The organism is Zobellia russellii, assembly GCF_044597075.1.
GTDB classification, from domain to species: domain Bacteria; phylum Bacteroidota; class Bacteroidia; order Flavobacteriales; family Flavobacteriaceae; genus Zobellia; species Zobellia russellii.
Map to the genome: position 1 here is coordinate 624,867 of NZ_CP139000.1, position 26,596 is coordinate 651,462.

At 38.5% G+C, this 26,596-nt stretch carries 21 protein-coding genes; 13 read left to right on the forward strand and 8 right to left on the reverse strand.

What is annotated here, in order from left to right:
- Positions 1-8: 8 nt before the first annotated feature.
- Positions 9-1,166 (reverse strand): hypothetical protein, encoded by a 1,158-nt coding sequence (locus SJY45_RS02550; protein ID WP_400073159.1) that lies wholly within the window; start codon positions 1,164-1,166, stop codon positions 9-11.
- 266 nt (positions 1,167-1,432) lie between these two features.
- On the opposite strand from SJY45_RS02550, the gene SJY45_RS02555 reads away from it, so the two are divergent.
- Together SJY45_RS02555 and SJY45_RS02560 are read left to right on the forward strand one after the other, a co-directional pair.
- A complete protein-coding gene (locus SJY45_RS02555; protein ID WP_400073160.1) occupies positions 1,433-3,826 on the forward strand; it encodes a penicillin acylase family protein in 2,394 nt (797 codons plus the stop codon).
- A 42-nt stretch (positions 3,827-3,868) separates the two neighbouring features.
- On the forward strand, positions 3,869-5,404 hold the full coding sequence (locus SJY45_RS02560) for a YifB family Mg chelatase-like AAA ATPase (RefSeq protein WP_400073161.1): 1,536 nt from the start codon (positions 3,869-3,871) through the stop codon (positions 5,402-5,404).
- Positions 5,405-6,288: 884 nt separating this feature from the next.
- Here SJY45_RS02560 and SJY45_RS02565 read toward each other — a convergent pair.
- Together SJY45_RS02565 and SJY45_RS02570 are read right to left on the reverse strand one after the other, a co-directional pair.
- Positions 6,289-6,849, reverse strand: coding sequence for a hypothetical protein (locus SJY45_RS02565; RefSeq protein WP_215439373.1), 561 nt, complete (start codon positions 6,847-6,849; stop codon positions 6,289-6,291).
- Positions 6,850-6,866: 17 nt separating this feature from the next.
- Positions 6,867-7,211 carry a hypothetical protein gene (locus SJY45_RS02570; RefSeq protein ID WP_353889258.1) on the reverse strand — a complete coding sequence of 115 codons (345 nt, stop codon included), beginning with the start codon at positions 7,209-7,211 and terminating at the stop codon, positions 6,867-6,869.
- Between the two features lie 380 nt (positions 7,212-7,591).
- On the opposite strand from SJY45_RS02570, the gene pxpA reads away from it, so the two are divergent.
- The 10 genes from pxpA to SJY45_RS02620 all read left to right on the forward strand — a co-directional run bounded on the left by pxpA (position 7,592) and on the right by SJY45_RS02620 (position 19,751).
- On the forward strand, positions 7,592-8,338 hold the full coding sequence (pxpA, locus tag SJY45_RS02575; RefSeq protein ID WP_400073162.1) for a 5-oxoprolinase subunit PxpA: 747 nt from the start codon (positions 7,592-7,594) through the stop codon (positions 8,336-8,338).
- On the forward strand, positions 8,331-9,068 hold the full coding sequence (gene pxpB / locus SJY45_RS02580; RefSeq protein WP_400073163.1) for a 5-oxoprolinase subunit PxpB: 738 nt from the start codon (positions 8,331-8,333) through the stop codon (positions 9,066-9,068). Before pxpA ends, pxpB begins: the two co-directional genes overlap by 8 nt.
- Complete coding sequence (locus SJY45_RS02585) at positions 9,061-9,903, forward strand: biotin-dependent carboxyltransferase family protein (RefSeq protein ID WP_400073164.1); 843 nt, start codon at positions 9,061-9,063, stop codon at positions 9,901-9,903. Before pxpB ends, SJY45_RS02585 begins: the two co-directional genes overlap by 8 nt.
- Before the next feature lie 435 nt (positions 9,904-10,338).
- Positions 10,339-12,015: a dihydroxy-acid dehydratase gene (ilvD, locus tag SJY45_RS02590; protein ID WP_215439383.1), complete on the forward strand. Its 1,677-nt coding sequence runs from the start codon at positions 10,339-10,341 to the stop codon at positions 12,013-12,015.
- An 88-nt stretch (positions 12,016-12,103) separates the two neighbouring features.
- Positions 12,104-13,837 (forward strand): biosynthetic-type acetolactate synthase large subunit, encoded by a 1,734-nt coding sequence (ilvB, locus tag SJY45_RS02595; RefSeq protein ID WP_400073165.1) that lies wholly within the window; start codon positions 12,104-12,106, stop codon positions 13,835-13,837.
- A 44-nt stretch (positions 13,838-13,881) separates the two neighbouring features.
- Positions 13,882-14,463 (forward strand): O-methyltransferase, encoded by a 582-nt coding sequence (locus SJY45_RS02600; RefSeq protein WP_400073166.1) that lies wholly within the window; start codon positions 13,882-13,884, stop codon positions 14,461-14,463.
- A 129-nt stretch (positions 14,464-14,592) separates the two neighbouring features.
- A complete protein-coding gene (gene ilvN, locus SJY45_RS02605; RefSeq protein WP_215439386.1) occupies positions 14,593-15,120 on the forward strand; it encodes an acetolactate synthase small subunit in 528 nt (175 codons plus the stop codon).
- A gap of 97 nt (positions 15,121-15,217) precedes the next feature.
- On the forward strand, positions 15,218-16,693 hold the full coding sequence (gene ilvC, locus SJY45_RS02610) for a ketol-acid reductoisomerase (RefSeq protein ID WP_400073167.1): 1,476 nt from the start codon (positions 15,218-15,220) through the stop codon (positions 16,691-16,693).
- Between the two features lie 76 nt (positions 16,694-16,769).
- Positions 16,770-18,020, forward strand: a complete 1,251-nt coding sequence (ilvA, locus tag SJY45_RS02615) for a threonine ammonia-lyase (RefSeq protein ID WP_400073168.1) — start codon at positions 16,770-16,772, stop codon at positions 18,018-18,020.
- Positions 18,021-18,170: 150 nt separating this feature from the next.
- Positions 18,171-19,751 carry an NADP-dependent glyceraldehyde-3-phosphate dehydrogenase gene (locus SJY45_RS02620; protein WP_400073169.1) on the forward strand — a complete coding sequence of 527 codons (1,581 nt, stop codon included), beginning with the start codon at positions 18,171-18,173 and terminating at the stop codon, positions 19,749-19,751.
- 80 nt (positions 19,752-19,831) lie between these two features.
- Here the strand turns inward: SJY45_RS02620 and SJY45_RS02625 are convergent, their stop codons facing one another.
- Complete coding sequence (locus SJY45_RS02625) at positions 19,832-21,181, reverse strand: hypothetical protein (protein ID WP_400073170.1); 1,350 nt, start codon at positions 21,179-21,181, stop codon at positions 19,832-19,834.
- Between the two features lie 308 nt (positions 21,182-21,489).
- On the opposite strand from SJY45_RS02625, the gene SJY45_RS02630 reads away from it, so the two are divergent.
- Positions 21,490-22,689 carry an MFS transporter gene (locus tag SJY45_RS02630; RefSeq protein ID WP_400073171.1) on the forward strand — a complete coding sequence of 400 codons (1,200 nt, stop codon included), beginning with the start codon at positions 21,490-21,492 and terminating at the stop codon, positions 22,687-22,689.
- A gap of 107 nt (positions 22,690-22,796) precedes the next feature.
- Here SJY45_RS02630 and leuB read toward each other — a convergent pair whose 3' ends face one another.
- The 4 genes from leuB to leuD form a co-directional block, all read right to left on the reverse strand.
- Positions 22,797-23,852: a 3-isopropylmalate dehydrogenase gene (gene leuB / locus SJY45_RS02635; RefSeq protein ID WP_215914444.1), complete on the reverse strand. Its 1,056-nt coding sequence runs from the start codon at positions 23,850-23,852 to the stop codon at positions 22,797-22,799.
- A 71-nt stretch (positions 23,853-23,923) separates the two neighbouring features.
- Positions 23,924-24,271, reverse strand: a complete 348-nt coding sequence (locus SJY45_RS02640; protein WP_303405653.1) for a four helix bundle protein — start codon at positions 24,269-24,271, stop codon at positions 23,924-23,926.
- A gap of 55 nt (positions 24,272-24,326) precedes the next feature.
- Positions 24,327-25,841 carry an alpha-isopropylmalate synthase regulatory domain-containing protein gene (locus SJY45_RS02645; protein ID WP_400073172.1) on the reverse strand — a complete coding sequence of 505 codons (1,515 nt, stop codon included), beginning with the start codon at positions 25,839-25,841 and terminating at the stop codon, positions 24,327-24,329.
- Between the two features lie 137 nt (positions 25,842-25,978).
- Entirely contained in the window at positions 25,979-26,575 is a 597-nt protein-coding gene (gene leuD / locus SJY45_RS02650) for a 3-isopropylmalate dehydratase small subunit (protein ID WP_215439400.1), read from the reverse strand.
- Between the last annotated feature and the right edge of the window lie 21 nt (positions 26,576-26,596).

The window sequence follows — 26,596 nt, forward strand, 5'->3', positions numbered from 1 at the left end:
TAAAATAATTATTTGGTGACACTTCTTGGTGCTGCCGTATTCGTAATTGAGTTTAACTCTGCAAGAAAAGCGAGGTGTACAGCTTCTTGACTAAGAATCTTACCTTTTTTCTTAGCTCCGTTGGCTAAGTCATAACCAGCTTTGGCTGCGGCTAAACGTTGTGCAGGCGTACCATGATGGCCAGGATTTTCAAAACCACAATCACCTATATTAAAAAAGGCGGATAAAAAGTCTTCAACGCGTTTCCAGTTGTACGTAGCGCCTCTTTTATGGGTTAGATAGTAACCGGTTATAAAATCAGCTTCTAGTTCAGTCATTCTTGTAGATTCGGGTGTATTACTAAATGCAGGTATTGGGTACTCCCAGTTGTCAAAGTTTAAGAATTGTATTTGGTGTCCCCATTCATGGGCTAAAATGCTTGACCAAACTACTTTGGGGTCTAGACCGGTGTCTTCAAGTAATGTTACTATACCGTCGCCAATTACAATTGTCTTGTCAGAGGTAGCAAAACCGTCTGATGCAAAAAATGGATTTTCAGGTATTTGGTCGCTTCCTATATTAAAAGTCTCTGCTATGTTTAAGATATAATCAATTTCTTCTGGAGCTGCATCTGAGTAATTTTCATAAATGTACCGGATAAAGTCTAAATCTTCTAGTGTAGCTGTGTGTTGACCGTTAACAGTTATTGAATTGCCCATATCCCAAAACTTTTCAAGACTTCTGGTGCGTTGTTTTACGTAGTTCGTGTACTCTCCATCTGCTCCAAAGTAATCAGTGTTCTTATTTTCGTATGCCGCTGCAATTTGGTTTATGGCAAAATAGTCTTCTAAAATAATTTCAATGGCGTCAGGATTACCATCCCAAGCAGAGATAAAACCATCTATTAATAAGTTGTTGTAATAATCCGCCACCTCATTAAATGGAGTATCTCCGCACTCACTAGGCTCAACTGCAGCAGATAAATTTAGGTCTATCTCAAATTCTCTTACAGCATTAGAGAAGTCTAAATTAAAATGACCTTTTGAAGGTGCTTCAATTGAAGCTTTTGCACTTACGGCCGAAGGTGCGGTAGTTTCATCTATTTGGATAATGTCATCTGAGCAGGAACCTAACATTAGACCTGTGGCAATCGCGAAGGATAGAAGTTTTCTTTGGTTTTTTTTCATTTTTAGTGTTTTTTATGATTTCACCCGAAAGTATTAACTTTTTTTAACAAGAAATGTTAAATAACAAACAAATTCAGTAAGAATTAAGAAGAAAAATTGTAATTATTTCTCTTTTAGATATATAGTGTTTAGAATTTTGAAATATTGCTATTTTTAGTATTGTTCATAAGTGTATAACTCTGTTTGGAAGAACATAATAGTAGTTCATCTATCAGGTTTATACTCCTTCTAAATAATTCTTATATTAGGTCAAAACTTAGACTTGAATGAGAAAACTTAAGCGCTTAGGGTGGGGCTTCCTTACTCTTATTGGTGTGCTAGCTGTTATTGTAGGAAGTTTCACCTATCATTTAAAACCTGACTATGATGGGGAAAAGTCCCTTCAAAATCTTTCCGGAGAAGTACAGGTATATTATGATACTTATGGGATTCCTCATATTTATGCGGAAAATGATACGGACGCATTTAAAGCCCTTGGGTATGTTCATGCCCAGGACAGATTGTGGCAAATGGAGCTTTTGCGGCGTATAGGAAAGGGTGGTTTGTCAGAGGTGTTCGGGAAAGACTTGTTGGGTACGGATAAGTTCTTTCTGGCTTTAGGAATAGATGAGTATTCTACGGAGACTTTGGCAAGACTTAATTCATCCGATGTGGCGGTGCAACTATCTCAAGCGTACTTGGATGGCGTAAATGAATTTGTAAAGGAAGGACCCACTCCCGTGGAGTTTTATCTAACAGGTTTAGAAAAAACACCGTTTGAACTAAAGGATGTCTACAATACCCTTGGGTATATGGCTTTTAGTTTTGCTATGGCTCATAAAACGGATCCGTTATTGAGTAAAATAAAGGATAAATTGGGGTTTGAGTACTTAAAGGATTTGGCGGTTCATAGTGATACTACAACGTTATGGATAAAAAACTACCCCAATACTATAAACGATTCCATACGTAAATCTATTTCAGAGGTGATGTCTTCTCTAGAAAAACTATCAATTCCATTGTTTGAAGGTAGTAATGGTTGGGCCATTGCTCCAGAAAAAACAAAAAGCGGAAAGGTAATCTTTGCGAACGACCCACATATTGGATATTCGCAACCATCAGTTTGGTACGAGGCTCATGTAAGTACGCCAAGTTATGAGAAATACGGGTATCATCTTGCCGGAGTTCCTTATCCCATCTTGGGTCATAACCGAAAGCTGGCCTATGGCATGACCATGTTCGAGAATGACGATGTGGATTTCTATTACGAGAAAACACATCCAACGGATCCAAGAAAATATAAAGAGGGTAGTGGGTGGAAGGATTATGAGGTTATCTCAAAAAACATTAAAGTGAAGGATTCTGAGAATGTTCAATTTTTTTATAAAAAAACGAATAGGGGTCCGGTATTAAATGGTATTGCTGATCAAATTACCGGTGATAGACCCATTTCTATGTGGTGGATTTTCACTAAAGTTGAAAATAAGTTACTTACTTCTCTTTATAATATGTCGTACGCCAAGGGGTTGGATGGTTTTGAGCAAGCTTTGGTGGATTTACATGCCCCTGGACTAGGTATTGTTTATGGTGATGCCGATGATAATGTGGCATGGTGGGCCGCAGCTAAGCTTTATGAGATTCCGGACAGCGTAAATACCAAATTTGTATATGAAGAAGGAAAAGGTCTGCCTGTAGAAAAGAAATATTTGGATTTTAGTAAAAATCCGCATGCGATAAATCCACCGTGGCACTATGTGTACTCCGCTAACAATCAACCGGATTCTATTGCTGGTATGTTGTACCCTGGTTATTATTTGCCTGAAAATAGAGGGCGAAGAATTGAGGAACTGTTAGAGGGTAAAGACGACTGGGACAAGGAAGCTGTGAGCGATATGATAACCGATAACACCTCGCCTGTAAATGTAGAAATAGTATCCCAATTGCTCAAAAAGGTGAATGTTGAGGATCTTAACGATAGTCATTTGCAAATTCTGGATAACCTTAAAGCTTGGAAAGGCGATTACCCTGTGGAAAGTATAGCTGCAACGGTATACCATAGATGGATGTATTTTATTTTAAAAAATACATTTAAGGACGAATTAGGGGAAACACTTTTTGAGGAGATTTTAAATACACACTTTATAAAACGGACCATAGCGCCCATAATAGGTAAAGAGAGCTCTATTTGGTGGGATAATACAAATACATCCGGTACCATTGAAAGTCAAAGCTATATTGTTACCATTTCTTTTAAGGAAGCAATGGAAGCTCTTGGTGATCAATTGAGCAAAGATACAACTGCATGGGTTTGGGGTAACGTGCATACCCTTGAACACGGGCATCCTATAGGTCAGGTTGAAGCGCTAAAATCTTTTTTTAATGTAGGTCCGTTTGCTATAAACGGAACTCGGGAGGTTATTAACAATACCTATTTTCCGTATACGGAAGACGGCATTAATAAAGTTAGTTCCGGGCCATCAACAAGAAGGGTCGTAGATTTTTCGGATGTGGAGAATAGTATGAGCATCCTGCCTACGGGACAATCGGGAAATCCTTTTAGTGAACATTATAAGGATCAGGCGGAAATGTATGCAAAGGGAGAGTTTCGTAAAATGATGCTCAATAAAGAGGAGATACTTTCCACATCAAAGTCTCAACTTATATTAACGCCAAAGAATTAACTTGAATAAAAGCCAACTATAGAATTTAAATAGATAAAGATTATGCTCACCAAAGTTTTTGGAAGTGCCGTTTTTGGCGTAGATGCAACAACTATCACGGTAGAAGTCAATGTAGATAAAGGCGTTGGGTACCACTTGGTAGGGTTGCCGGATAATGCAATAAAGGAAAGCAACTACCGTATTGCGGCAGCACTATTGAACAATGGCTATAAAATTCCCGGCAAGAAAATAACGTTGAATTTAGCTCCGGCAGACCTTAGAAAGGAAGGTTCTGCGTATGACTTGACTTTGGCTATAGGAATTCTAACCGCTTCGGGACAGATTAAGTCGGATAATGTAGAAAAGTACATTATCATGGGCGAACTTTCTCTAGACGGTAGTCTTCACCCTATAAAGGGAGCATTGCCCATAGCCATAAAGGCGCAAGAAGAGGGTTTTGAAGGTTTTATTCTACCTAAGGAAAACGCCAAGGAAGCGGCTATTGTTTCTGATTTAAAAGTTTTTGGAGTTGATAACATATCGGAAGTAATAGAATATTTTGACAACGGAACACCGTTAGAGCAGACCATCATTAATACTCGCGAAGAATTCTATAAAACCCTTGATTTTCCGGAGTTTGATTTTGCCGATGTAAAAGGTCAGGAAAGCATCAAGCGGTCCATGGAAATTGCGGCGGCAGGTGGGCATAATATTATTTTAGTAGGTCCTCCAGGCGCGGGAAAAACGATGCTTGCGAAGCGATTACCTTCTATTTTGCCACCTATGACCTTGCATGAGGCACTTGAAACTACCAAGATTCATAGTGTTGTAGGTAAGATAAAGAATATGGGGTTGATGAGCCAGCGTCCGTTCAGAAACCCACATCACACAATAAGTTCAGCAGCATTAGTTGGAGGGGGAAGTTACCCACAACCGGGAGAAATTTCATTATCGCACAACGGAGTACTGTTTTTAGATGAGTTGCCAGAGTTTGAACGTAGGGTGTTAGAGGTAATGCGCCAGCCCATGGAAGACCGTGAGGTTACTATTGCCAGAGCACGTTTTACGGTTACCTATCCAAGCAGTTTTATGCTGGTGGCAAGTATGAACCCTAGTCCGGGCGGATACTTTAATGACCCGGATGCACCCGTAACTTCGTCTCCCGCTGAAATGCAGCGCTATTTAAGTAAGATATCCGGGCCTTTATTGGATCGTATAGATATTCATATTGAAGTTACACCGGTTCCTTTTGATAAATTGTCAGAAGATAGAAAAGGGGAAAGCAGTGTGGAAATCCGGAAACGGGTAACTGCTGCAAGAGAAGTGCAGACCAAACGCTTTGCCGAATTACCTAATGTGCATTACAATGCCCAAATGAACACCAAACAGATTCGGGAATTTTGTAGATTGGATGAAGCTTCTAAGGAACTGCTCAAGAATGCTATGGAGCGCTTGAATCTTTCAGCAAGGGCCTATGACCGTATTTTGAAGGTTGGGCGTACTATTGCTGATTTAGAAGGTGTAGACGCTGTAAATGGCACTCATATAGCGGAAGCTATTCAATATCGTAGCCTGGATAGAGAGGGTTGGTTAGGGTAATTTGGTTAGACTGCGTACAAATAAAGAAAAAGCTCCTATCTGTAAACAGAGTAGGAGCTAGATAATCTAAGCTTGAATTTTAAGGGACTCCTAGAACGGGTGATTTTTGTATAGGAAAATCGCCATTACGATTATAAAAATTACATTGAATGCAACATAGGCGTAAGTGAGTTTGTCTCTTGTCTTCATAGAATATTTATCTGTTGTTCCTTCACAAAAATAAAAGTATACACGGATAATAGAACAAAGAAAAACCCCACAATTTTTGGGTTATTTTTTACAAATAGTTGAGGTATTTGGTTATTGAGTTGAGTTTAATACCTCGTAGCCTATGACTAATGCTATTGCATATGGGTTCTTACAGGTACTTATGTCACTGTTGTGTAAAAGATGACATACAAAGACCATAAAAAACAAAAAGCGCAGAAAGCATAAACAAGGTAATCATTAAGAGTAGTTTTTTCTTTCATAAGAATTGGGTTTGTATATAAAACGTTTTTATGGGCTAGTGACACCTTTATCAATCGGGCAAAGGGGATTAAATTCGATTGAAAACATGAATGTCGGTAAGTGGTATTTATAGCTCCACAAACGGAATAAATGTAAAAACACCTTATCCTTTTTTTTAAGCAATACAACCTAAGGTTTGAGCTCTAATTGATAGTTTGTGTTCTTTGTTTTTTGGAATAAATCTAGATAGAAAAGAGAAATGATATAATGAGCCCTTTGGAACAGTAGATGTTTCTGTCTAGGGGCTTGTAGTTAGTTCAGATAAGTTCTTCAGACAAGTTAAGAAGAGGTGTTTAAATAGGCTGGTGTTCAATTTTGAAAACGAGTAAATAGAGAAAGAGTGGTGTTGAGTAAGAAGTTGTATATATATGCTATTACAATTGAAGCTCTCCGTTGCCGTGACCTTCTTTTCCTTTGTTGTTGGCAAATACGTCCTTTAAAATGTAAGCAATAATTATAGTTATTCCTACAGCTAGAAGCGGAATGGCATAGGATTCGTTTAACATATTCAAAAGACTTCCGGCTATAATGGCAAGAGCTCCAACTACCATGGCTAAATTCCACAGTACACGGGCCATATTGTTTTTTTGTCTGCGGTCCTCGTCCAGAAAATAGGCAGTTCCTTCCATAATAAACCAAGTAATGAAAGAGATAGCAATTAGTATTTGAAAGAGTAGGGTAAACGGTAGGTCAACTATCCGGAAAAGCCCATTAAGTGCCCAACTGGTTACCATTACCATTTTAACGATATCAATAAACAGTTTGGTTTCCTTTTTCCAAAAACGTATAGTATATAGGATAAGAATGGCTGTAAATGCCAAGAAGATAGTTTCTGACGCGTACGGCCAATGAAAAATGCGAGATAGCATGCCCAACAACAAAATTGCGATTGAAATTCTCAATGGAGTCTTTAAAATCTTTGTATTATTTGACATGGCAATAGGTTTTAAGTTTATATCGCTTTGATATGTACACGCAAGCCTTCCATTATCCCTAGAATATTTGTAACGGTTTCTTTAAGATAATATTTTATAAGTACATGGGGTATTCGTATGGTGGTAAAGCCATTTTTAAACGAATGCATGGCTTCTTCCAAGTCGTTAATGGCTTGTTCATGGGTCATCATATGATATTCCGTATCTATTTCAATATTGAGTTTTACTCTAGATATGGCAATATCTATTGATTTTGAACCGTCCCACCATTCTAACATAGAAGGCACTCCGGCTTCTTTTAATCCATAGTATAGTTGTATGGCTTCACGAGGGGTATCGTTAAGTTCTACTAGTTTTATCATTCTTGGTCTATGTTCACTACACAATTCAACACCAAGAAGGTCCATTGAGTGTTTGTGATCTGTATAACCAAGTTTTCTATTACATTCTAAACAATTCATTTCAGTAGGTCAATTAGGCCCCGATTAAAATGAGGGGGAAGTTCGATTTGGGATAATAATAACCCGTAATTTTTCTGGATATTATGTAGACTCGATATACGGCACCCTAGTTTTAGATGAACTGCAATTTTTTAGATAAACGGCATTAAAAAATGTTAAAACTGTGGTGAAATGAGGGGTTGCGAAAGAAGTGTTGGTAATTGTTTAGTGCGTTAATAGAAGGTCGTTTCTGACAGGAAGTCTTAAAGTTTATCAGTATTTTCGAAATTAGAAATTCCAAAATGGCAAATACTTATATTGATTTAAATTCTGATGTGGGCGAAGGTGTTGGTAATGAAAATGAGCTGTTGCCTCTATTGTCTTCCTGTAATATTGCATGTGGAGGTCATACGGGGGATAAGGAGACTATGACTGAAGTAGTACGGCTGGCTAAAGCACATAATGTGGCTATTGGGGCTCATCCCTCATATCCGGACAAGTCTAATTTTGGGCGGTCTTCCATGAAAATGGATGCCAAAGCACTTATGGAGAGCATAAAGTTTCAGGTACAAAGTTTGGTTGAGATTATAAAAACGGAGGATGCAAGACTAAGTCACATTAAGCCTCATGGAGCACTTTATAATGACATAGCAAAAGATGGCTCCTTGGCACTTTGTTTTTTAAAATCGATTGAAAAATATAAAGGTGAGGTGTCTGTTTATGCGCCATATGGTTCGGCAATCGCAAAAGAGGCTGTGGAGTTAGGTTTTAAGATAAAGTACGAAGCGTTTGCAGACCGTAACTATGAACCAGATTTAAGTTTGGTTTCCAGGCAAAAACCAAATGCGCTAATAATTGATAAAGAAAAAGTTTTAGCACATGTGGTTAAAATAGCAAAGTTCAATAGAGTGAGAACTATGGGAGAAACTGAACCATCAATTTTGGCAGATACTTTTTGTATTCACGGAGATACTCCATCGGCATTAGAAATAGTATTGTATCTTACTAAAGAATTACCCAACCATAATATTTATTTAAAAAGTGAATAAGTACTCCATTTCAATACGGCCCTTTGGTATCCATGCAATCTTGTTAGAGTGGCCTGTTAGGGTAGATGTTACTATTCTTGAAGATATACTTCAATTTACCCAATACCTTAAAGAGTGTTGCTTAAAGGATAAGGATTGGGAAATAGTACCGGCCTATAACTCAGTAGCCCTTATCTATAGAAAAGAACCTATAGATTTTGTTGAGTTAAAAACCAAACTGCTTAATTGGTACAAAGAAGATATTAAAGCAGTAGCGCGCGAACAGGTTTTATGGCGCCTTCCCGTCTGTTATGATAAAGATTTTGGTATTGATTTAAAGGAAATTTCTCAAAAATCCGGTCTGTCCGTTACGGAAATAGTGAGCCTTCATACATCTCATGTCTATACTGTTTTCGGAATTGGTTTTCTTCCTGGGTTCACATATTTAGGGGGGCTTCCTCAGGTTTTGGAGTTTAACAGAAGGCCTCAACCACGTTCAAAGGTTGTAAAGGGGTCCGTAGGTCTAGCGGGTAAACAAACAGGAATTTATCCTCAAGATTCACCGGGAGGTTGGAATATTGTGGGGAACTGCCCTGTGCCTATGTTCGATCCCAAGGCGGAAGAACCTTGTTTTGTAAGTGTGGGTGACCAGGTTCAATTCTATGAAATAACAAAGGCCGAATATGATTTGCATAAGATAGAAAACGAAGTAGGCATTTATAAACTTGAAAAAATTATAGTAAATGCTTAAGATTCTCAAATCAGGACTTTTTACTACGGTCCAAGATAGCGGTAGATATGGGTATTTGAACAAGGGAGTGCCCGTGGCGGGTTATATGGATGCATTTTCGGCCAGAAAGGTGAATCAGCTTTTGGATAATGAAGATGATGCTGCCGTATTGGAAATAACCATGACCGGACCTACTTTGTTGTTTGAAAAAGAAACCTATGTTAGTATGGGGGGAGCTTTGCTTTCGGCAACTTTAAATAATGAACCCGTAGGTAATTACGAGGTGTTGAAAGTGAATAAAGGTGATATTCTTTCTTACGGAAAACTCGAAAAAGGTTTTCGTAGCTACCTTGCCGTAAAAGAGGGCTTTAAAACGCCGGTGGTTTTAGGTAGTCGGTCGCTCTTTTCCTCGGTAACCCAAAAGAATCATTTTGTAGATGGGGATGAGGTGGAATATGACGCCTGTTCTCATTTTGAACCTAGGATAAGTAAGTTAAAGGTGGATTCTTTTCTAAGCGAAACGGATTTAAAGGTTACCCGAGGGCCTGAGTATGAAAGCCTTTCGGATAGACAATTAGAAATGTTGTTTGCGAAAAAGTTTAGCATATCCAACGAAAATAATAGAATGGCTTATCAGCTAGAGGAAAAAATTGAAGGCATTCAGAATTCAATGATTACATCGGCCACGCTTCCCGGAACGGTTCAGTTAACACCGTCCGGTAAACTCATATTGTTAATGAAAGATGGGCAGACTACTGGGGGGTACCCTCGTGTACTGCAGCTCTCAGACAAAGCCCTGTCAATACTGGCGCAAAAAAAATATGGAGACGAAATTCAGTTTAAATTAAATTCATAAATAAAAGGGGGTATTTCTGCGAATAATTTATTGTTAAACCCTATCTTTTTGATTAATATTGTTCTAATGAAAACAAACACACATACAATTGTTGTCGTAAACGTCATTCTCGTAAGGGGGTGATGCAGTTTTTCATTGTTTAGAAAGGCCTGTATCCAATTGATTCGATACAGGCCTTTTTTTGTTATTGAAGCCCTGGTATTGTGAAAACCGTTGATAAGAGGCAGATTTAATGATGTATTTTGATGAATTAATGTGAATTGAATATGATAAAATATATTGGTTAAAAATCTGTTAATCAACATTTTATATATTTTTTTTAACTATTGGATTTAGATACGAAAGACACACGGCAAATACCAAAATAAAGAAAACAATACCTTTGAATGTAAAGAGTACATATTGTAAACTGAACAACCAATTATATAGCGCTTAATGGAACTGAATAAATACAGTAAAAACGTAACACAAGATTCAACACAACCAGCTGCACAAGCAATGCTTTATGCAATAGGTTTTAAAGATGAAGATTTTAGCAAACCATTAATTGGTATCGCAAGTACCGGTTACGAGGGCAACCCTTGTAATATGCACTTGAACGATTTGGCCAAGTTGGTAAAAGAGGGTGTCAATTCAAAAGAAACGGTTGGCCTTATTTTTAATACTATTGGAGTTAGTGATGGTATTTCAATGGGAACTCCGGGTATGCGTTTTTCACTTCCATCAAGAGATATCATTGCAGATTCTATGGAGACCGTTGTTCAGGGTATGTCCTATGATGGTCTTGTTACCGTAGTAGGTTGCGATAAAAACATGCCTGGTGCGTTAATGGCTATGTTGCGTTTAAATCGCCCTTCAATTTTGGTGTACGGTGGTACCATAGCTTCAGGATGTCATAACAGTAAGAAATTAGATATCGTTTCCGCTTTTGAGGCATGGGGCGAGAAAGTTGCGGGTACTATGGAAGAGCCCGAATATAGAAGTATCATTAAAAAATCCATTCCTGGGGCGGGCGCCTGTGGTGGTATGTATACCGCTAATACTATGGCTTCTGCAATAGAGGCCTTGGGTATGTCCTTGCCTTACAATTCTTCAAACCCTGCTATTAGCAGTAATAAAGAAGAGGAGTGTATTGCTGCTGGTAAGCAAATGCGCATTCTTATAGAAAAGGATATTAAACCTTTGGATATCGTTACACGTAAATCCCTAGAAAATGCTATCCGTTTAGTTACTATAATGGGTGGGTCTACCAACGCTGTATTGCATTTCTTGGCAATAGCAAGAGCTGCGGATATAGATTTTACGCTTCAGGATTTCCAACATATTAGTGACACTACTCCGTTTATAGCAGATTTAAAACCAAGTGGTAAATACTTAATGGAAGATGTTCATAGAGTAGGTGGTATACCTGCTGTTTTAAAATATCTTTTGAAAAATGGATTACTTCACGGGGACTGTATGACCGTAACGGGAAAAACTTTGGCGGAGAACCTAGAGGAAGTTCCAGATTTGGAAGAAGGGCAAGATGTAATTATGCCTTTGGATAACCCTATTAAGGCTACGGGGCATTTGCGTATGTTGTACGGAAACCTTGCTAAAAATGGTTCTGTAGCAAAAATAACTGGTAAGGAGGGTTTACTCTTTAAAGGAACGGCTAAAGTTTTTAATGGGGAATATGCCGCTAATGACGGTATTCGTACTGGTTATGTCAAAAAAGGAGATGTTGTGGTTATTCGTTATGAAGGTCCAAAGGGTGGTCCTGGTATGCCGGAAATGCTTAAGCCTACGGCTGCTATTATGGGAGCGGGTCTTGGTAAAGATGTAGCTCTTATTACAGATGGACGTTTCTCCGGGGGTACACACGGTTTTGTGGTTGGGCATATTTCGCCTGAAGCACAAGAAGGAGGTAACATTGCCTTAATAGAAGATGGTGATATTATTACGATTGACGCGGAGACCAATTCAATTAATGTTGAGGTTTCGGATGAGGAATTGGCAAAGCGTAAAGAATCTTGGGTAGAACCTGAGTTGAAGTTTAAAAAAGGAGTATTGTATAAATATGCACGATCTGTGTCATCTGCTGCGCAAGGTTGCGTAACTGATGAGTTTTAATGAACATGAAAGGGTTTCTTGAAAATGTGATGAGAAACCAAGAGCAGAGAGGTCTCTGCAAATTAGCTATTATAAGGAATGAAGACCTATGGAAACAGTTAAAATAAAAACCGAAGTGAACCCAAAGAAAACAAAGCTTAAGATTAGTGGTGCAGAAGCCATTATACATTGTTTGTTGGCTGAAGGAGTGGATTTGCTATATGGTTACCCAGGTGGTGCCATTATGCCCGTTTATGATGAATTATACAAGTTTCAGGATAAACTTACCCATATATTAACCCGTCATGAACAAGGTGCTACGCATGCGGCACAGGGGTATGCTAGGGTTTCCGGTAGAGTGGGTGTGGCTATGGCTACGTCCGGACCTGGGGCTACAAACCTTGTTACGGGATTGGCCGATGCTCAGATAGATTCTACACCAATGGTGTGTATTACGGGGCAGGTTACCCGTCATTTGTTGGGGTCGGATGCTTTTCAGGAGACTGATATTATCGGTATTTCTACACCGGTTACAAAATGGAATTACCAGATAACCGAAGCTTCTGAAATTCCTGAAATAATGGCTAAGGCATTTTACATTGCCAGGTCGGGTAGACCGGGTCCGGTGTTGGTTGATATTACCAAAAATGCACAGATTGATGAGTTTGAATTTAGTTATGAAAAGTGCACTGCTGTACGTAGTTACAACCCTGAACCTAAACCAAAAGTTGAATCTATAGAAGCTGCGGCCCAACTTATAAATAACGCTAAAAAACCGCTTATTGTTTGGGGTCAAGGTGTTATTTTGGGTAAAGCCGAAGAAGAGTTGAAAGCTTTGGTTGAAAAGTCCGGCGTGCCGGCAGCATGGACCATAATGGGGGCTTCGGCCATGGATAATGAGCACCCCCTAAATGTGGGTATGGTGGGTATGCATGGTAACTATGCACCCAATATGTTAACGAACGAATGTGATGTTCTCATTGCCATAGGTATGCGTTTTGATGATCGTGTAACTGGTAATCTGGATACTTACGCCAAACAGGCCAAAGTAATTCACTTTGAAATTGATAAAGCTGAGATAAACAAGAACGTTCATGCAGATGTGGCGGTTTTGGGGAATTCAAAAGAAACTTTGGGTCTATTGTTGCCCTTGATCAAGGAGAACAAGCATGAAGCTTGGCGCAATGAGTTTGAGAAATTGTATAAAATTGAATTTGATCAGGTAATCAAAAACGATATTCACCCTACTAAAGAAGGGTTGACTATGGGTGAGGTTATTGAGCAAATAAATGTAGAATCTGAGCAGAAAGCTGTAATCGTAACAGATGTAGGGCAACATCAAATGATTGGTTGTCGCTATGCGAAGTTTAAACAGACTAAAAGTAACATTACTTCAGGTGGGTTAGGAACCATGGGTTTTGCCCTTCCAGCGGCAATTGGTGCTAAAATGGGAGCTATGGAGCGTGAGGTGGTCGCTATCATTGGTGATGGTGGCTATCAAATGACCATTCAGGAGCTTGGCGTGATCTTTCAGCATAACGTACCTGTAAAAATAGTGGTATTGAACAATGATCACTTGGGTATGGTACGCCAGTGGCAAGAACTTTTCTTTGATAGGAGATATGCTTCAACTATTATGACCAATCCGGATTTTGTTAAGATTGCCGAAGGTTATAGTATAGAGGCTAAAAGAGTAAGCACCCGAGAGGAACTTACAACTGCCGTTAAGGAAATGATTGCTTCTAAAGGACCATATTTCTTAGAAGTAAAAGTAGAGAAAGAAGACAATGTATTCCCTATGATCCCTTCTGGGGCATCAGTTTCTGAGGTTCGTTTAAAATAACCGATTGATAATAGGCGAACACGTAACATTTATAAGCGAAAGAAGTGATAGATTCCAATATACAGGATAAACCTGCAATCCATCAGAAAATCGAACAAAAGTCAGAAGAAATTGGTTTTACCATGCCTTCGGATTTGTACATAGGTACATTGTTAAAAACGCTGGTATCCTCTAAGCCAAAAGGAAGCTTTTTGGAATTGGGTACGGGAATAGGGTTGAGTCTATCTTGGATGGTAGATGGTATGGATGCTGAGTCTAAATTAATTTCGGTAGATAATGACCCAAAGTTGATCTCTATTGTCAAAGACTATTTTGAGTCTGATAAAAGAGTTCAATTGTGTTGTGAAGACGGTTCGGAATGGATAAAAAACTATACGGGTGAAAAATTCGATTTAGTCTTTGCCGATGCGTGGCCGGGAAAATACAGCGAAATTGATGAAGTTTTAGATTTGGTAAAAGTGGGTGGTTTTTATGTAATCGATGATATGACCGCTCAACCCAATTGGCCAGAAGGACATGAGGATAATGTGGAGCGTTTATTGGCTTATTTGGAAAATAGAAAAGACTTTACACTTACCAAATTAAACTGGTCTACAGGGTTGGTTCTTGCGGTAAGAATGAGTTAGTTAAAGTGTTTGTGAGTGAAAATAATGGGTTGTTCTAAAAGAAAATCCGCTCTCAAGTGCAGTTGAGAGGTTAAAAAAATACAATGTTAGTTATCGGCTGCGCTCGATAAAACCCTATTAAATTGAACAATGGAAAAACAATGGTTTACCATATCGGTATATTCGGAAAACAATGTGGGTTTACTGAATAGAATTTCTGGTATATTCTTAAAGAGACACATTAATATAGAGAGCTTAAATGTTTCAAAATCAGAAATAGAAGGTGTTTCTAAGTTTACGATAGTTGTGCATACTACCGAGAAGTGGACGCGTAACATCGTAGGGCAAATAGAGAAACAGATAGAGGTAATAAAGGCCTTTTATCATACAGATGAGGAAACCATTTATCAAGAATCGGTTCTATTCAAGATTGCTTCTAATCTACTTTTTGATGAAAGACAGATTCAGAATATTATAAAAGACAACAATTCGCAGATCGTTACGGTTGCCAGGGACTTTTTTGTAATTGCAAAATCGGGCAGGAGAAACGAAATCAATGAAATGTACGATCAACTGAAGCCCTTTGGTATTATGCAGTTTGTACGTTCTGGGCGTATTTCAGTTTCTAAAGAAGAAATGCAGATTACCGCTTTGCTAAAAGAATTTTATCAAGACTAATAACTAAATAAAAATCAATAATTAATTTAATAAAGGATTCAGGTCCAAAGTTATACTGGTATAACTTTGGACGGAATTTGAAAAACACGATTGAAAAATGGCAAATTACTTTAATACATTATCATTAAGAGATCAACTGACGCAATTGGGCAAGTGTAGGTTCATGGATGCTTCAGAATTCGCAGATGGTGTATCAGCTTTAAAAGGAAAAAAAATAGTTATTGTTGGTTGTGGAGCCCAAGGTTTGAACCAAGGTCTAAATATGCGCGATTCAGGTTTGGATATCGCTTATACCTTGCGTGATGCTGCAATTAAAGAAAAAAGACAATCCTTTTTAAACGCTAGCGAAAACGGATTTACCGTTGGTACTTACCAAGAATTGATTCCTAGTGCCGATGTGGTTATCAACCTAACTCCGGATAAGCAGCATACTGCTGTGGTTGGTGCAGTAATGCCATTAATGAAAAAGGGAGCTACGTTATCCTATTCTCACGGTTTTAACATTGTTGAAGAAGGTACTCAGGTTCGTGAGGATCTTACTGTAATAATGGTAGCGCCAAAGAGTCCAGGTTCTGAGGTGCGTGAAGAATATAAAAGAGGTTTTGGTGTACCTACTTTAATTGCCGTTCATCCAGAGAATGACCCAGAGGGTAAAGGTTTGGAGCAAGCTAAAGCATATGCCGCAGGTACAGGTGGACATAGAGCTGGTGTTCTTGAGTCTTCTTTTGTAGCGGAAGTAAAGTCGGATTTAATGGGTGAGCAAACTATCCTTTGTGGATTGTTGCAAACAGGAAGTATCCTTTGTTTCGATAAAATGATCGAGAAAGGTATAGATGCTGGTTACGCTTCTAAATTGATTCAATACGGATGGGAAACCATTACCGAAGGAATGAAATATGGTGGTATTACCAACATGATGGACCGTTTGTCCAATCCTGCAAAAATTAAGGCTTTTGAACTTTCGGAAGAATTAAAAGATATCATGCGTCCACTTTTCCAAAAACATATGGACGATATTATGACCGGTCATTTCTCTAAAACCATGATGGAAGACTGGGCCAATGACGATAAAAACTTATTGACTTGGCGTGCAGCAACAGGTGAAACTGCTTTTGAAAAAACTCCTGCAGGTGATGATAACATCTCTGAACAAGAGTTTTATGATAACGGTGTGTTAATGGTAGCTATGGTTAGAGCTGGCGTTGAGTTGGCTTTTGAAAGTATGACGGAATCTGGAATAATTGGTGAGTCTGCTTATTATGAGTCATTGCATGAAACTCCGTTAATTGCCAACACAATCGCAAGAAAGAAATTATTTGAAATGAACCGAGTGATTTCAGATACGGCCGAGTACGGTTGTTATTTGTTCGATCATGCGTGTAAACCATTATTGACCGATTTCATGAAGAAAATAGATACGGACGTAATTGGTAAGGCATATGCCGGTGACAAAGGTAACGGTGTAGATAACGCAAAATTAATTACGGTTAACAAGGTACTTCGTGATCACCCGGTAGAAATTGTAGGAGCAAGACTTCGTGCCTCTATGACGGCTATGAAGCCTATTGTATAATTAATAGAACAACCCTGTCCGGTTATTTTATCTTCCTTATTATGAGGAATTAAAATTCTAGACAGGGTTTTTTAATATGACCTATTTTCCAAATATATCTGATGTAAGAAGGGCGGCAGAAACTATTGCCCAAGTGGCCACGGTTACGCCTTTAATGTCCAGCATACGCCTATCCAAAATGTATGATGCCAATGTTCTACTCAAAAGAGAAGATTTGCACAGGGTACGTTCGTATAAAATTCGTGGAGCGTTCAATAAGATAAGTTCGCTTTCGGAAAAGGAAAGACAAAACGGGATTGTTTGTGCCAGTGCTGGAAACCATGCGCAGGGAGTAGCTTTTGCATGCAATCACTTAAAGATTCAGGGTACGGTATATATGCCATCCGTAACTCCTAAACAAAAGATTGAACAAACCAAAATGTTTGGTGGTGAGTGGGTAACGGTCGTGTTGGAAGGAGATACTTTTGATGATTCTTCCAAGAGCGCTAAAACGTTCTGCGAAAACAATTCAAAAACGTTCATTCATCCTTTTGATGACCCTAAGGTAATAGAGGGGCAAGGTACTGTAGGTTTGGAATTATTGGAACAATCCAAAGAGCCGATAGACTATATTTTTGCTGCAATAGGTGGTGGTGGACTGGCCTCAGGATTAATAGGTGTTTTTAAAGAACTATCTCCCAATACCAAAATTATCGGGGTAGAACCGGAAGGGGCGCCCTCTATGAAAACTTCCATAGAAAACAATAAGAACACAGAGCTTTCTAAAATTGACAAGTTCATTGATGGTGCTGCAGTGCAGAAAGTGGGCGATCTTACTTTTGAAATCTGTAAGAACGGACTCCATAACATGGTTACCGTTGCAGAAGGAAAAGTATGCCAAACCATTCTAGACCTTTACAATAGGGATGCTATTGTGGTTGAGCCTGCAGGAGCTTTGACCATTGCTGCCTTAGATGGCTTTGCTGAAGAAATAAAAGGGAAAAATGTAGTTTGTATTCTTAGTGGAAGCAACAATGATATCACCAGAACTGCAGAAATCAAAGAGCGTGCACTACTTTATGGCCAGCTTAAGCATTATTTTATAGTTAGGTTTCCGCAAAGACCTGGTGCTTTAAAAGAATTTGTAGCTGAGATTTTAGGTCCGGACGATGATATTACCCATTTTGAGTATTCTAAAAAATCCAGTAGAGAAAATGCTCCAGCTATTGTAGGTATTGAATTGAAAAGTCGGGAAGACTTAAAACCATTGGTGCAGCGTATGAAAGCCAATAATTTTTATGGCGATTATCTAAATGATAAACCAGACCTTTTTCAATATTTGGTCTAGGGTTTCACAATTTGCGACTCTTTTATGAAAATCTGAAAAGCTAGGCTTATTTAAAATTTTCATAACCTTATCTAATTTGTTAATTATGTATTTTCGTTATAACTACTTTCTTAGAGGTAGTTTACATGACTATAATAAACCATTCCTAAAATGAAAGCAATACCCGAAGAATACCAAATAGACAATACAATAGACCAAAGAAAGTATTTGGTAAATGGCGAACTAAAAACGTGGTCCGGTAATACTACCGAAGTATACTCAACTATATCATCTACAGAAGAATACAAGCCTACATTATTGGGTACTATTCCAGATATGGGGGAACCGGAAGCAATCGAGGCTTTGGACGGGGCCATGAAAGCTTTTAGTAGAGGACAAGGAGTATGGCCAACTATGCATGTAAAGGACCGTATTGAGTGCATGGAAAATTTCGTGCGCCAAATGAAGACTAAGAGGGAAATCATTGTAAAACTTCTGATGTGGGAAATTGGGAAATCTTTACCTGATAGTCAAAAAGAGTTTGATCGTACCGTAGACTATATAAACGATACTATAGAAGAATACAAGCAGTTAGACCGTAACTCCGCTAAGTTTCAAAAGCAAGATGGAGTTTATGCTCATATAAAAAGAGGTCCGTTGGGTGTTGTATTGTGTTTAGGACCTTACAACTATCCTTTAAACGAAACCTTTGCTTTACTTATTCCCGCTATAATCATGGGGAATACCACTATTTTTAAACCCGCAAAACATGGGGTCTTGTTGATTACACCATTGTTGGAAGCTTTTCAATCTTCCTTTCCAAAAGGGGTGGTGAATATTATTTTTGGTAGAGGTAGAGCAGTGGCGGCACCTATCATGCAAACGGGAAAAGTAGATGTCCTTGCGCTTATAGGGAATAGTAAATCTGCCAATGCATTACAGGAACAACATCCTAAGAGTAACAGACTTCGGTTGGTTTTAGGGTTAGAGGCTAAGAATCCGGCAATTATTCTGCCCGATGCAGATTTAGATTTAACTATTGATGAATGTATTGCAGGCACCTTATCCTTTAACGGGCAGCGTTGTACGGCACTTAAAGTAATATATGTACACGAAGATATAAGGGAGGAGTTTTTAAAACGTTATGGCAAACGGGTAGATGCTTTAAAATTTGGAAACCCATGGGACAATGGGGTGAAGCTGACCCCTTTACCAGAGCCTGGAAAACCGGATTATATTCAAGAGTTGATAGACGACGCTGTTACCAAAGGAGCAAAAATAAAGAACAAAAAAGGAGGCCAGCGGTTTGATAATTATATATGGCCAGCAGTTTTATACCCAGTTACAAAGGATATGAGGGTGTATCAAGAAGAGCAGTTTGGTCCTATTGTACCGGTACTTTCTTTCTCGGATATTGAAGAACCATTAAATGATATGGCCGAAAGCAACTACGGTCAACAGGTGAGTTTATTCGGGAAAGATGTATACGCGCTTTCGCCACTTATAGACACTTTGGTGAACTTGGTATGTCGTGTAAATTTGAATAGTTCTTGCCAGCGTGGGCCGGATATGTATCCGTTTACCGGAAGAAAAGACTCAGCTCAAGCTACTTTGAGCGTTCATGATGCTTTGCGTTCATTTTCAATTAGAACGTTTGTGGCCTTCAAGGATAACGACCTAAACAATGAGACTATTCAGCAGTTATTGGAAGCAAAACTATCCAACTTTGTTAGTACGGATTATATATTGTAGTTATTTAGCTTGAAAAGCTACTTCATGTTTTTTAAAAATAAGAAGAATTCGTTGCAATGGTTATGAAAATTCTTTTCTGATCATTGCTTCACATATATGAAAGCATTTTCAAAACTTGTTTGTTGTGTATTGGTCTCGTAATCACTTTCGATATCAGTCAAATAGGATGCTCCTTTTATTTTCAAAAGAGTAGAAGAAAATATCATTGAATTGATATTTAGGTCAGGGTGGGAATCCATAATATCATCGGGTAATTTTTTAAAGTTAATATTTGATTCTGAACTTGAATCTGAATGCACGGTCCATAAGGTGTTAGAGTTGGTATTCTGGTCTAAGTCAGAAGTCCAAAAGTTGGTCTTTGAAACGTATTCGGTAGTGGTAGCGAAACTAAAGTTATATATAGATGAATCGTCATATGTAATGATCGGTTTGGCCGGAATTTCCAATACATCAGTTTTTGGGCCTTTCTTCTGATAGCTGTATGTATAGTCTCCTAAGTCTAAACTGATGCCAACATCGTAAGTTGCGTATTGATCAAGATATCCTATTTTGATAAAATCCAGTCCTTTAAACCAATAAGCACTATTAAAATAATGACTTAAAGTAAATAAACTTTGAGTTGTTTCATTTTCATCTTTTAACATATATACTGCCGGATCTGATTTGGTGATCGTGGGTAGTTCAATATTTAAATAATCATCAAAATCGTTAAAATCTGAATAATCTAAATGAAGAGTCTCTTGGTCTTGAATATGTTCTAGTTCTATGTATTTTAACGATTGGTTCTCATCTAGAATGATTAATATGTAATGGTCTTGCTCATGTAAATTAGTATTTTTTATGTGTAATTTCCAGTGTGTGGGTTGCAGGTCTGATGTTGTTATTTCAGAAATTGCGTTACTTATGACATTTATGCCAGAAAGGTAGTGTCTATGAATATTAGGTAAATTTTCTACGATAATATCAAATGTTCCTACTTTTGGGTTAGGTGTTAATGGTAGCTTGCTTAAAACAGATTTTTTAAAATTCCAAGTACTGTTTTTAGGGATACCGGTATGGCTTTCTAAACGATATTCTTTGGTTAAATCGGTAGAAGTCACAACATTTAATGTAGTAATATGTATGATATCGGTAACCTCTTTTTGCAATGCCTCAAAAGTTAGGGTTATTCCGTTTGCAAAGCTTTTATGAGCTAACAATTCTCCATTTTCATCATGAATTACGATCCAATTATCAATTGAATCTTCGCTGAGCCAATTTGGAGCAACATTCAAAGTAAAATAGGTCTCAGTAACTTGCTCCGGAGCCTCTGGTTCTTCTTCTATGTTAATATTTTGTTGATTTTCGGGAAGCATTTTCTCTTCGCTTTTAGAACAGCCGGCTAAAAACAAGGTGAACAGAAATAAACAGCATAGTCTTAGGTATATCATAGGGTTAGGTCTTATCAAGATTGAAAAAAGATAACAATTCTTCTATACTTTTATAAGTGCATTATAACTTTCAAAAATAGGTAATTGTAACGAAAAAATGAGGTGAGCATTAGCTTCATATTAAATCTTAACATAAAATCGATTCTTATAAGCTCAATTAGGTTAATATTGCAAACATATTGGATAAATGTGTAAAGTCATTTTCCATACAAGTGCTGTAATTTTGTATTAACAAATTAGACAAAGGTCCCATTAATTCATTTTAAGGATTAAGAGAGATTTAATTTGAACCTACAAATTGGAATATTATGAAAACAAACACAGCAAATAGAAAAGCGCTAATTTCATTAGCGATAGGAGGTTTTGGTATTGGATTGACCGAGTTTGTTATCATGGGGATTCTTCCCGATGTAGCAAAAGGTTTACATATAACTATTCCGGAAGCGGGTCACTCTATAGCCGCTTATGCTTTAGGCGTAGTAGTGGGAGCTCCATTATTGACGAAAATAGGGGCCAAGCTAAATTCACGAACAGTTCTTTTGTTATTAATGGCATGGTTTACCCTTTTCAACACGCTGTCCGGTTTTGCGGATAGTTATGGGACTTTATTGGTTACTAGATTCTTGTCCGGTTTACCACATGGTGCTTTCTTTGGAATTGGAGCCGTTGTAGCAGGTAAGTTGGTAAAGGCTGGTAAGTCTGCTCAAGCAATAGCTGTAATGTTCTCGGGGCTAACGATTGCCAATGTTATTGGAGTGCCAACAGGCACTTATATTGGACACCATTATGATTGGAGCATTTCTTTCTTTATGGTAGGTGTCGTTGGGTTTTTGGCGATATCGAGTGTATTTTTCTGGATGCCTAAAATTGCCCCTGAATTGCCTAAACCGCGTTCAAAGGACAATAAGGGATTGAGAAATACGGAACTTTGGGCGCTAATCGCCCTTACAACTATCGGTACAGGAGGATTTTTTGCTTGGTACAGCTATATAGCACCCTTGGTGACCGATGTAGCAGGATGGGGTGAAAATATGGTAAGCTATGCCATGATACTTGCTGGACTGGGCATGGTGGTTGGAAACTTTCTAGGGGCCAAAATGGCAGAATGGTTTGTTCCTCTAAAGGCGGTGGCCATTAGTTTAAGTTTTATGGTGCTACTTTTATTAATAAATGCTGTAGTGGCAACTAATCCAAATGTTTTACTGATTATGACTTTTTTAATTGGTCTTGCCTCTTTTACGGTATCTACACCCATACAAATGGCAATAATCAATACCTCAAAAGGAAACGAAATGTTGGGTTCCTCAATGAACCAAAGTGCCTTTAATATGGGAAATGCCTCGGGTGCTTACTTGGCCGGTTTGCCAATAGCCTATGGTTTTGGAGTAGTATATTCTGGAGTTGTTGGTGCTGTATTAGCGGGTATTGGAGTAGGTATGGCAGTTGCTATTCTGATATATAGAAGACAAAGGGCCAATAAATATCGAAAACTGGCTTATAATAGTTAGGCGAAGTATATAGTGTAGTCTAAAATATAAATTACATTATTGATGATAATAAAAAACCTCCCCAGTTAATCTGGAGAGGTTTTTTTGTAATATCGATTATAATCTACTTAAACGTTCTTGGCCAACCAATCACCAACTTCGCTTGTTTTGTACGATTTGGCGTCTTCGGATAGGTCTTCGGTTACGATGCCTTCGGCTAAAGATTTGTTTACTACACGACGGATATCCTCAGCTTCTTCCTGTAGACCGAAATCTTCAAATAGCATAGCTGCTGAAAGTACGGTTGCCAATGGGTTGGCGATATCCTTTCCTGCGGCTTGTGGGTAAGAACCGTGTATAGGCTCGTACAATTTTGTTTTTTCACCTACGGAAGCAGAAGGCATTAATCCCATAGAACCTGAAATTACAGAAGCTTCATCCGTTAGGATATCTCCAAATAGGTTTTCAGTGATGATTACATCGTATCCTTTTGGCCATTGTACCAAACGCATGGCAACGGCATCCACAAATTCATAAGAAACTTCAACCTCAGGATAATCTTTTTCCATGGCCTGTACGGTTTCTCTCCATAAACGTGAAGATTCCAAAACGTTGGCTTTATCAACGCAACAAAGACGTTTAGACCGATTCATGGCCATTTCAAAACCTTTTTTTGCCAAACGCTGAATTTCGGCTCGAGTATAGGTCATGGTGTCAAAAGCTGTATTCCCATCATCTTTTCTTCCGCGTTCCCCAAAATATACACCACCTGTTAACTCACGAAGAATTATCAAATCGGTGCCTTCTATACGTTCGCGTTTTAAAGGCGACTTATCAATTAAAGAAGGGAATGTAAAAGTGGGACGTACATTGGCAAAAAGACCCAATTTTTGTCTCATTTTCAATAGACCTTGCTCAGGACGCACCTTAGCGGAAGGGTCATTATCAAATCTCGGGTGACCTATGGCTCCAAAAAGAACGGCATCTGCACTGGCACAAACTTCGTGGGTTTCATCTGGATAAGGCTCTCCAACAGCATCAATAGCAGCAGCACCTGTTAGTGCAGGTTTCCAGCTGATTTCGTGCTTATATTTTGTTGCGATAGCGTCGCAAACTTTTACGGCTTGGTCAATAACTTCGGGGCCGATACCATCTCCGGCCAATAGTGCAATGTTTAATTTCATTCTTTTTTAGCTTTACGCTACACGCCAATAGCTTTATTTAATATTATCTATTTGTTGGTGTGTAAGGTTAATTAAATTTTATTAATCAAATTATTTAAACTTCTCCTGATTCTATCAACCTTGTTATTAAGGTCTGAAAAAATTTGGTTTTCAATATATCCTAAATCCTGCGCTAGAACTGTAAAGTATTCCAATTCATTGGCCGAGCCTTGTGAAATTATAAGAAATCTTTTGAACTCAGCGTCTGATTCCCTTCCACATCCCTCTGCAATATTTGACGGAATTGAATACGCAGCTCTTCGCATTTGACTTACTATTCCATATATTTCATGTTTAGGGAAATCTTTGGTTAATTGATAGACCATTAAGGTTATTTCGTGGCCTAACTCCCAAACCTTATATTTTCTATAATCCCTCATTTTTTATTCAACTCTCAATTTTAATCATGCTATTAGCGTATGGCGATTAGCATGACTAAATAATATTAAGCATCTTTTCTGTTGCTTTGATTGCGGACACCGTTTGATCGGAATCCAAACCTCGAGTAATCAATTCTTTACTTCCATTCTGCCAAGTAATTATAGTCTCACACAAAGCATCGGAATTACTTCCTGGCGGAATCCTTACGGCATAATCGACTAAATTAGGCAATTCTATTTTTTTGGAAACGTATAGTTTTCGGAGAGCGTTCATAAAGGCATCATATTGCCCGTCTCCTTGTGCATGTGCCTCCAAAAGTTCTCCATTAATTTCTAAAGAAACGGTTGTAGACGGTCTTAAGCCCATCGCATGGGTAAGAACATACGATTTTATAAAAACTTTTTGTTGATGATTTCCGCTATCTAAAATATCGGAAATGATATATGGTAAATCGTCTTTGGTAACTTTTTCTTTTTTATCACCCAGCTCAATAATTCGTTGCGTAACCTTCTTTAGCTCCTCGTCATTTAAGGTGAGCCCAAGCTCCTGAAGGTTTTTTTGAATATTGGCTTTTCCAGACGTTTTTCCAAGAGCGTATTTGCGCTTTCTTCCAAACCTTTCGGGTAATAGGTCGTTAAAATAAAGGTTATTTTTACTGTCTCCATCCGCATGTATTCCAGCGGTCTGGGTAAATACATTATCACCAACGATTGGTTTGTTGTACGGTATGCCTACACCGGTGAATGCAGAAACAAGTTTACTTACTTTATATAATGAAGATTCGTTTACATTGATTTTAACATCCGTCAAAAAATCATTTATTACCGCTACGGCACTCGCCATAGGAGCATTTCCTGCTCGTTCGCCCATTCCGTTCACGGTAAGGTGTAGTCCGTGGCAACCAGCTTTGACCGCTTCCATAACATTTGCTACGCCAAGGTCATAATCATTATGACCATGAAAATCAAAATGTGTATTAGGGTAGCGTGCGACTATTTCCGAAATAAAATCAAATGTTTCCGTGTGTGTCAGAACACCTAAAGTATCCGGAAGTAGGATACGTTTAACCGGCTGTTGCGTAAGAAAATCCAAGTATTGAAAAACGTATTCTTTGGAAGTTCGCATACCATTACTCCAGTCTTCAAGATACACATTGGTGTCAATGTTATTTTCGGAAGCCAAGGCAATTGCCTTTTCAATATCGGAAAAATGTTCTTCCGGAGTTTTTTTGAGCTGATGGGTAAGGTGGTTCAATGAACCCTTGGTAAGCAAGTTTTGTACTTTAGCACCTGCCTTTTTCATCCAATCTATTGAAACACCACCGTCTACAAACGTAAGAACCTCTACCTTATCAATACAGTTTTCTGCCGAAGCCCATTCCGCTATTTGTTTAACGGACTCTAGTTCCCCATCGGAAACACGTGCCGAAGCTACTTCAATACGGTCTACTTTTAATTCGCCTAAAAGTAATTTGGCCAAGGTGAGTTTTTCGGAAACGGAAAAGGATACGCCAGAGGTTTGTTCGCCGTCGCGCAGCGTGGTATCCATAATTTCCAGTTTTCTTTTCATTTGCTCTAGGGTTTCTTTAGAACTGTATTTGTATTAAGGTGATGTTGTAGTAATTGGTGTAAAGGAAAAAACAACCTGCCGAAACTCCAATGGTCCGGCAGATTGCGGTAATCGTTTAACAGGTCTGCAATGGAAGGTTATAAAGGTCTATCCGCTGCAAATTCCTTGATTTCTTCCTGAATGTTCAAAAGGTAGTCAATGTCATCAAAACCGTTCAACATATTTGCCTTTTTGTAAGCGTTTATGTCAAAGCTTTCGGACTCTCCGCTGCCTTCTATGGTAATGGTTTGTTCCGGTAGGCTAACTTCAAAAGTTGCTTCTGGATTAGCTTCTATCGCCTTGAATATTTTATCAAGAAAGTCTGCGCTCACCTGAACGGGAAGCACGCCAATATTTAAACAGTTGTTTCTGAAGATATCTGCGAAGAAACTGGAAACCACACAACGGAACCCATAATCATAAACAGCCCAAGCAGCATGTTCACGAGAGGAACCTGAACCAAAGTTTTTTCCTCCAACTAAGATTTTACCACTGTAGGTAGGATTGTTAAGAACAAAATCCTTCTTTTCGGAACCATCGCCGTTATAACGCCAATCTCTAAAAAGATTATCGCCAAAACCTTTACGCTCGGTAGCTTTTAAGAATCTAGCCGGTATAATTTGATCGGTGTCCACGTTCTCTATAGGAAGTGGTACTGCCGATGATTTTAAAGTATTGAATTTATCGTATGCCATAATTTCAAATTGTAATTCTGA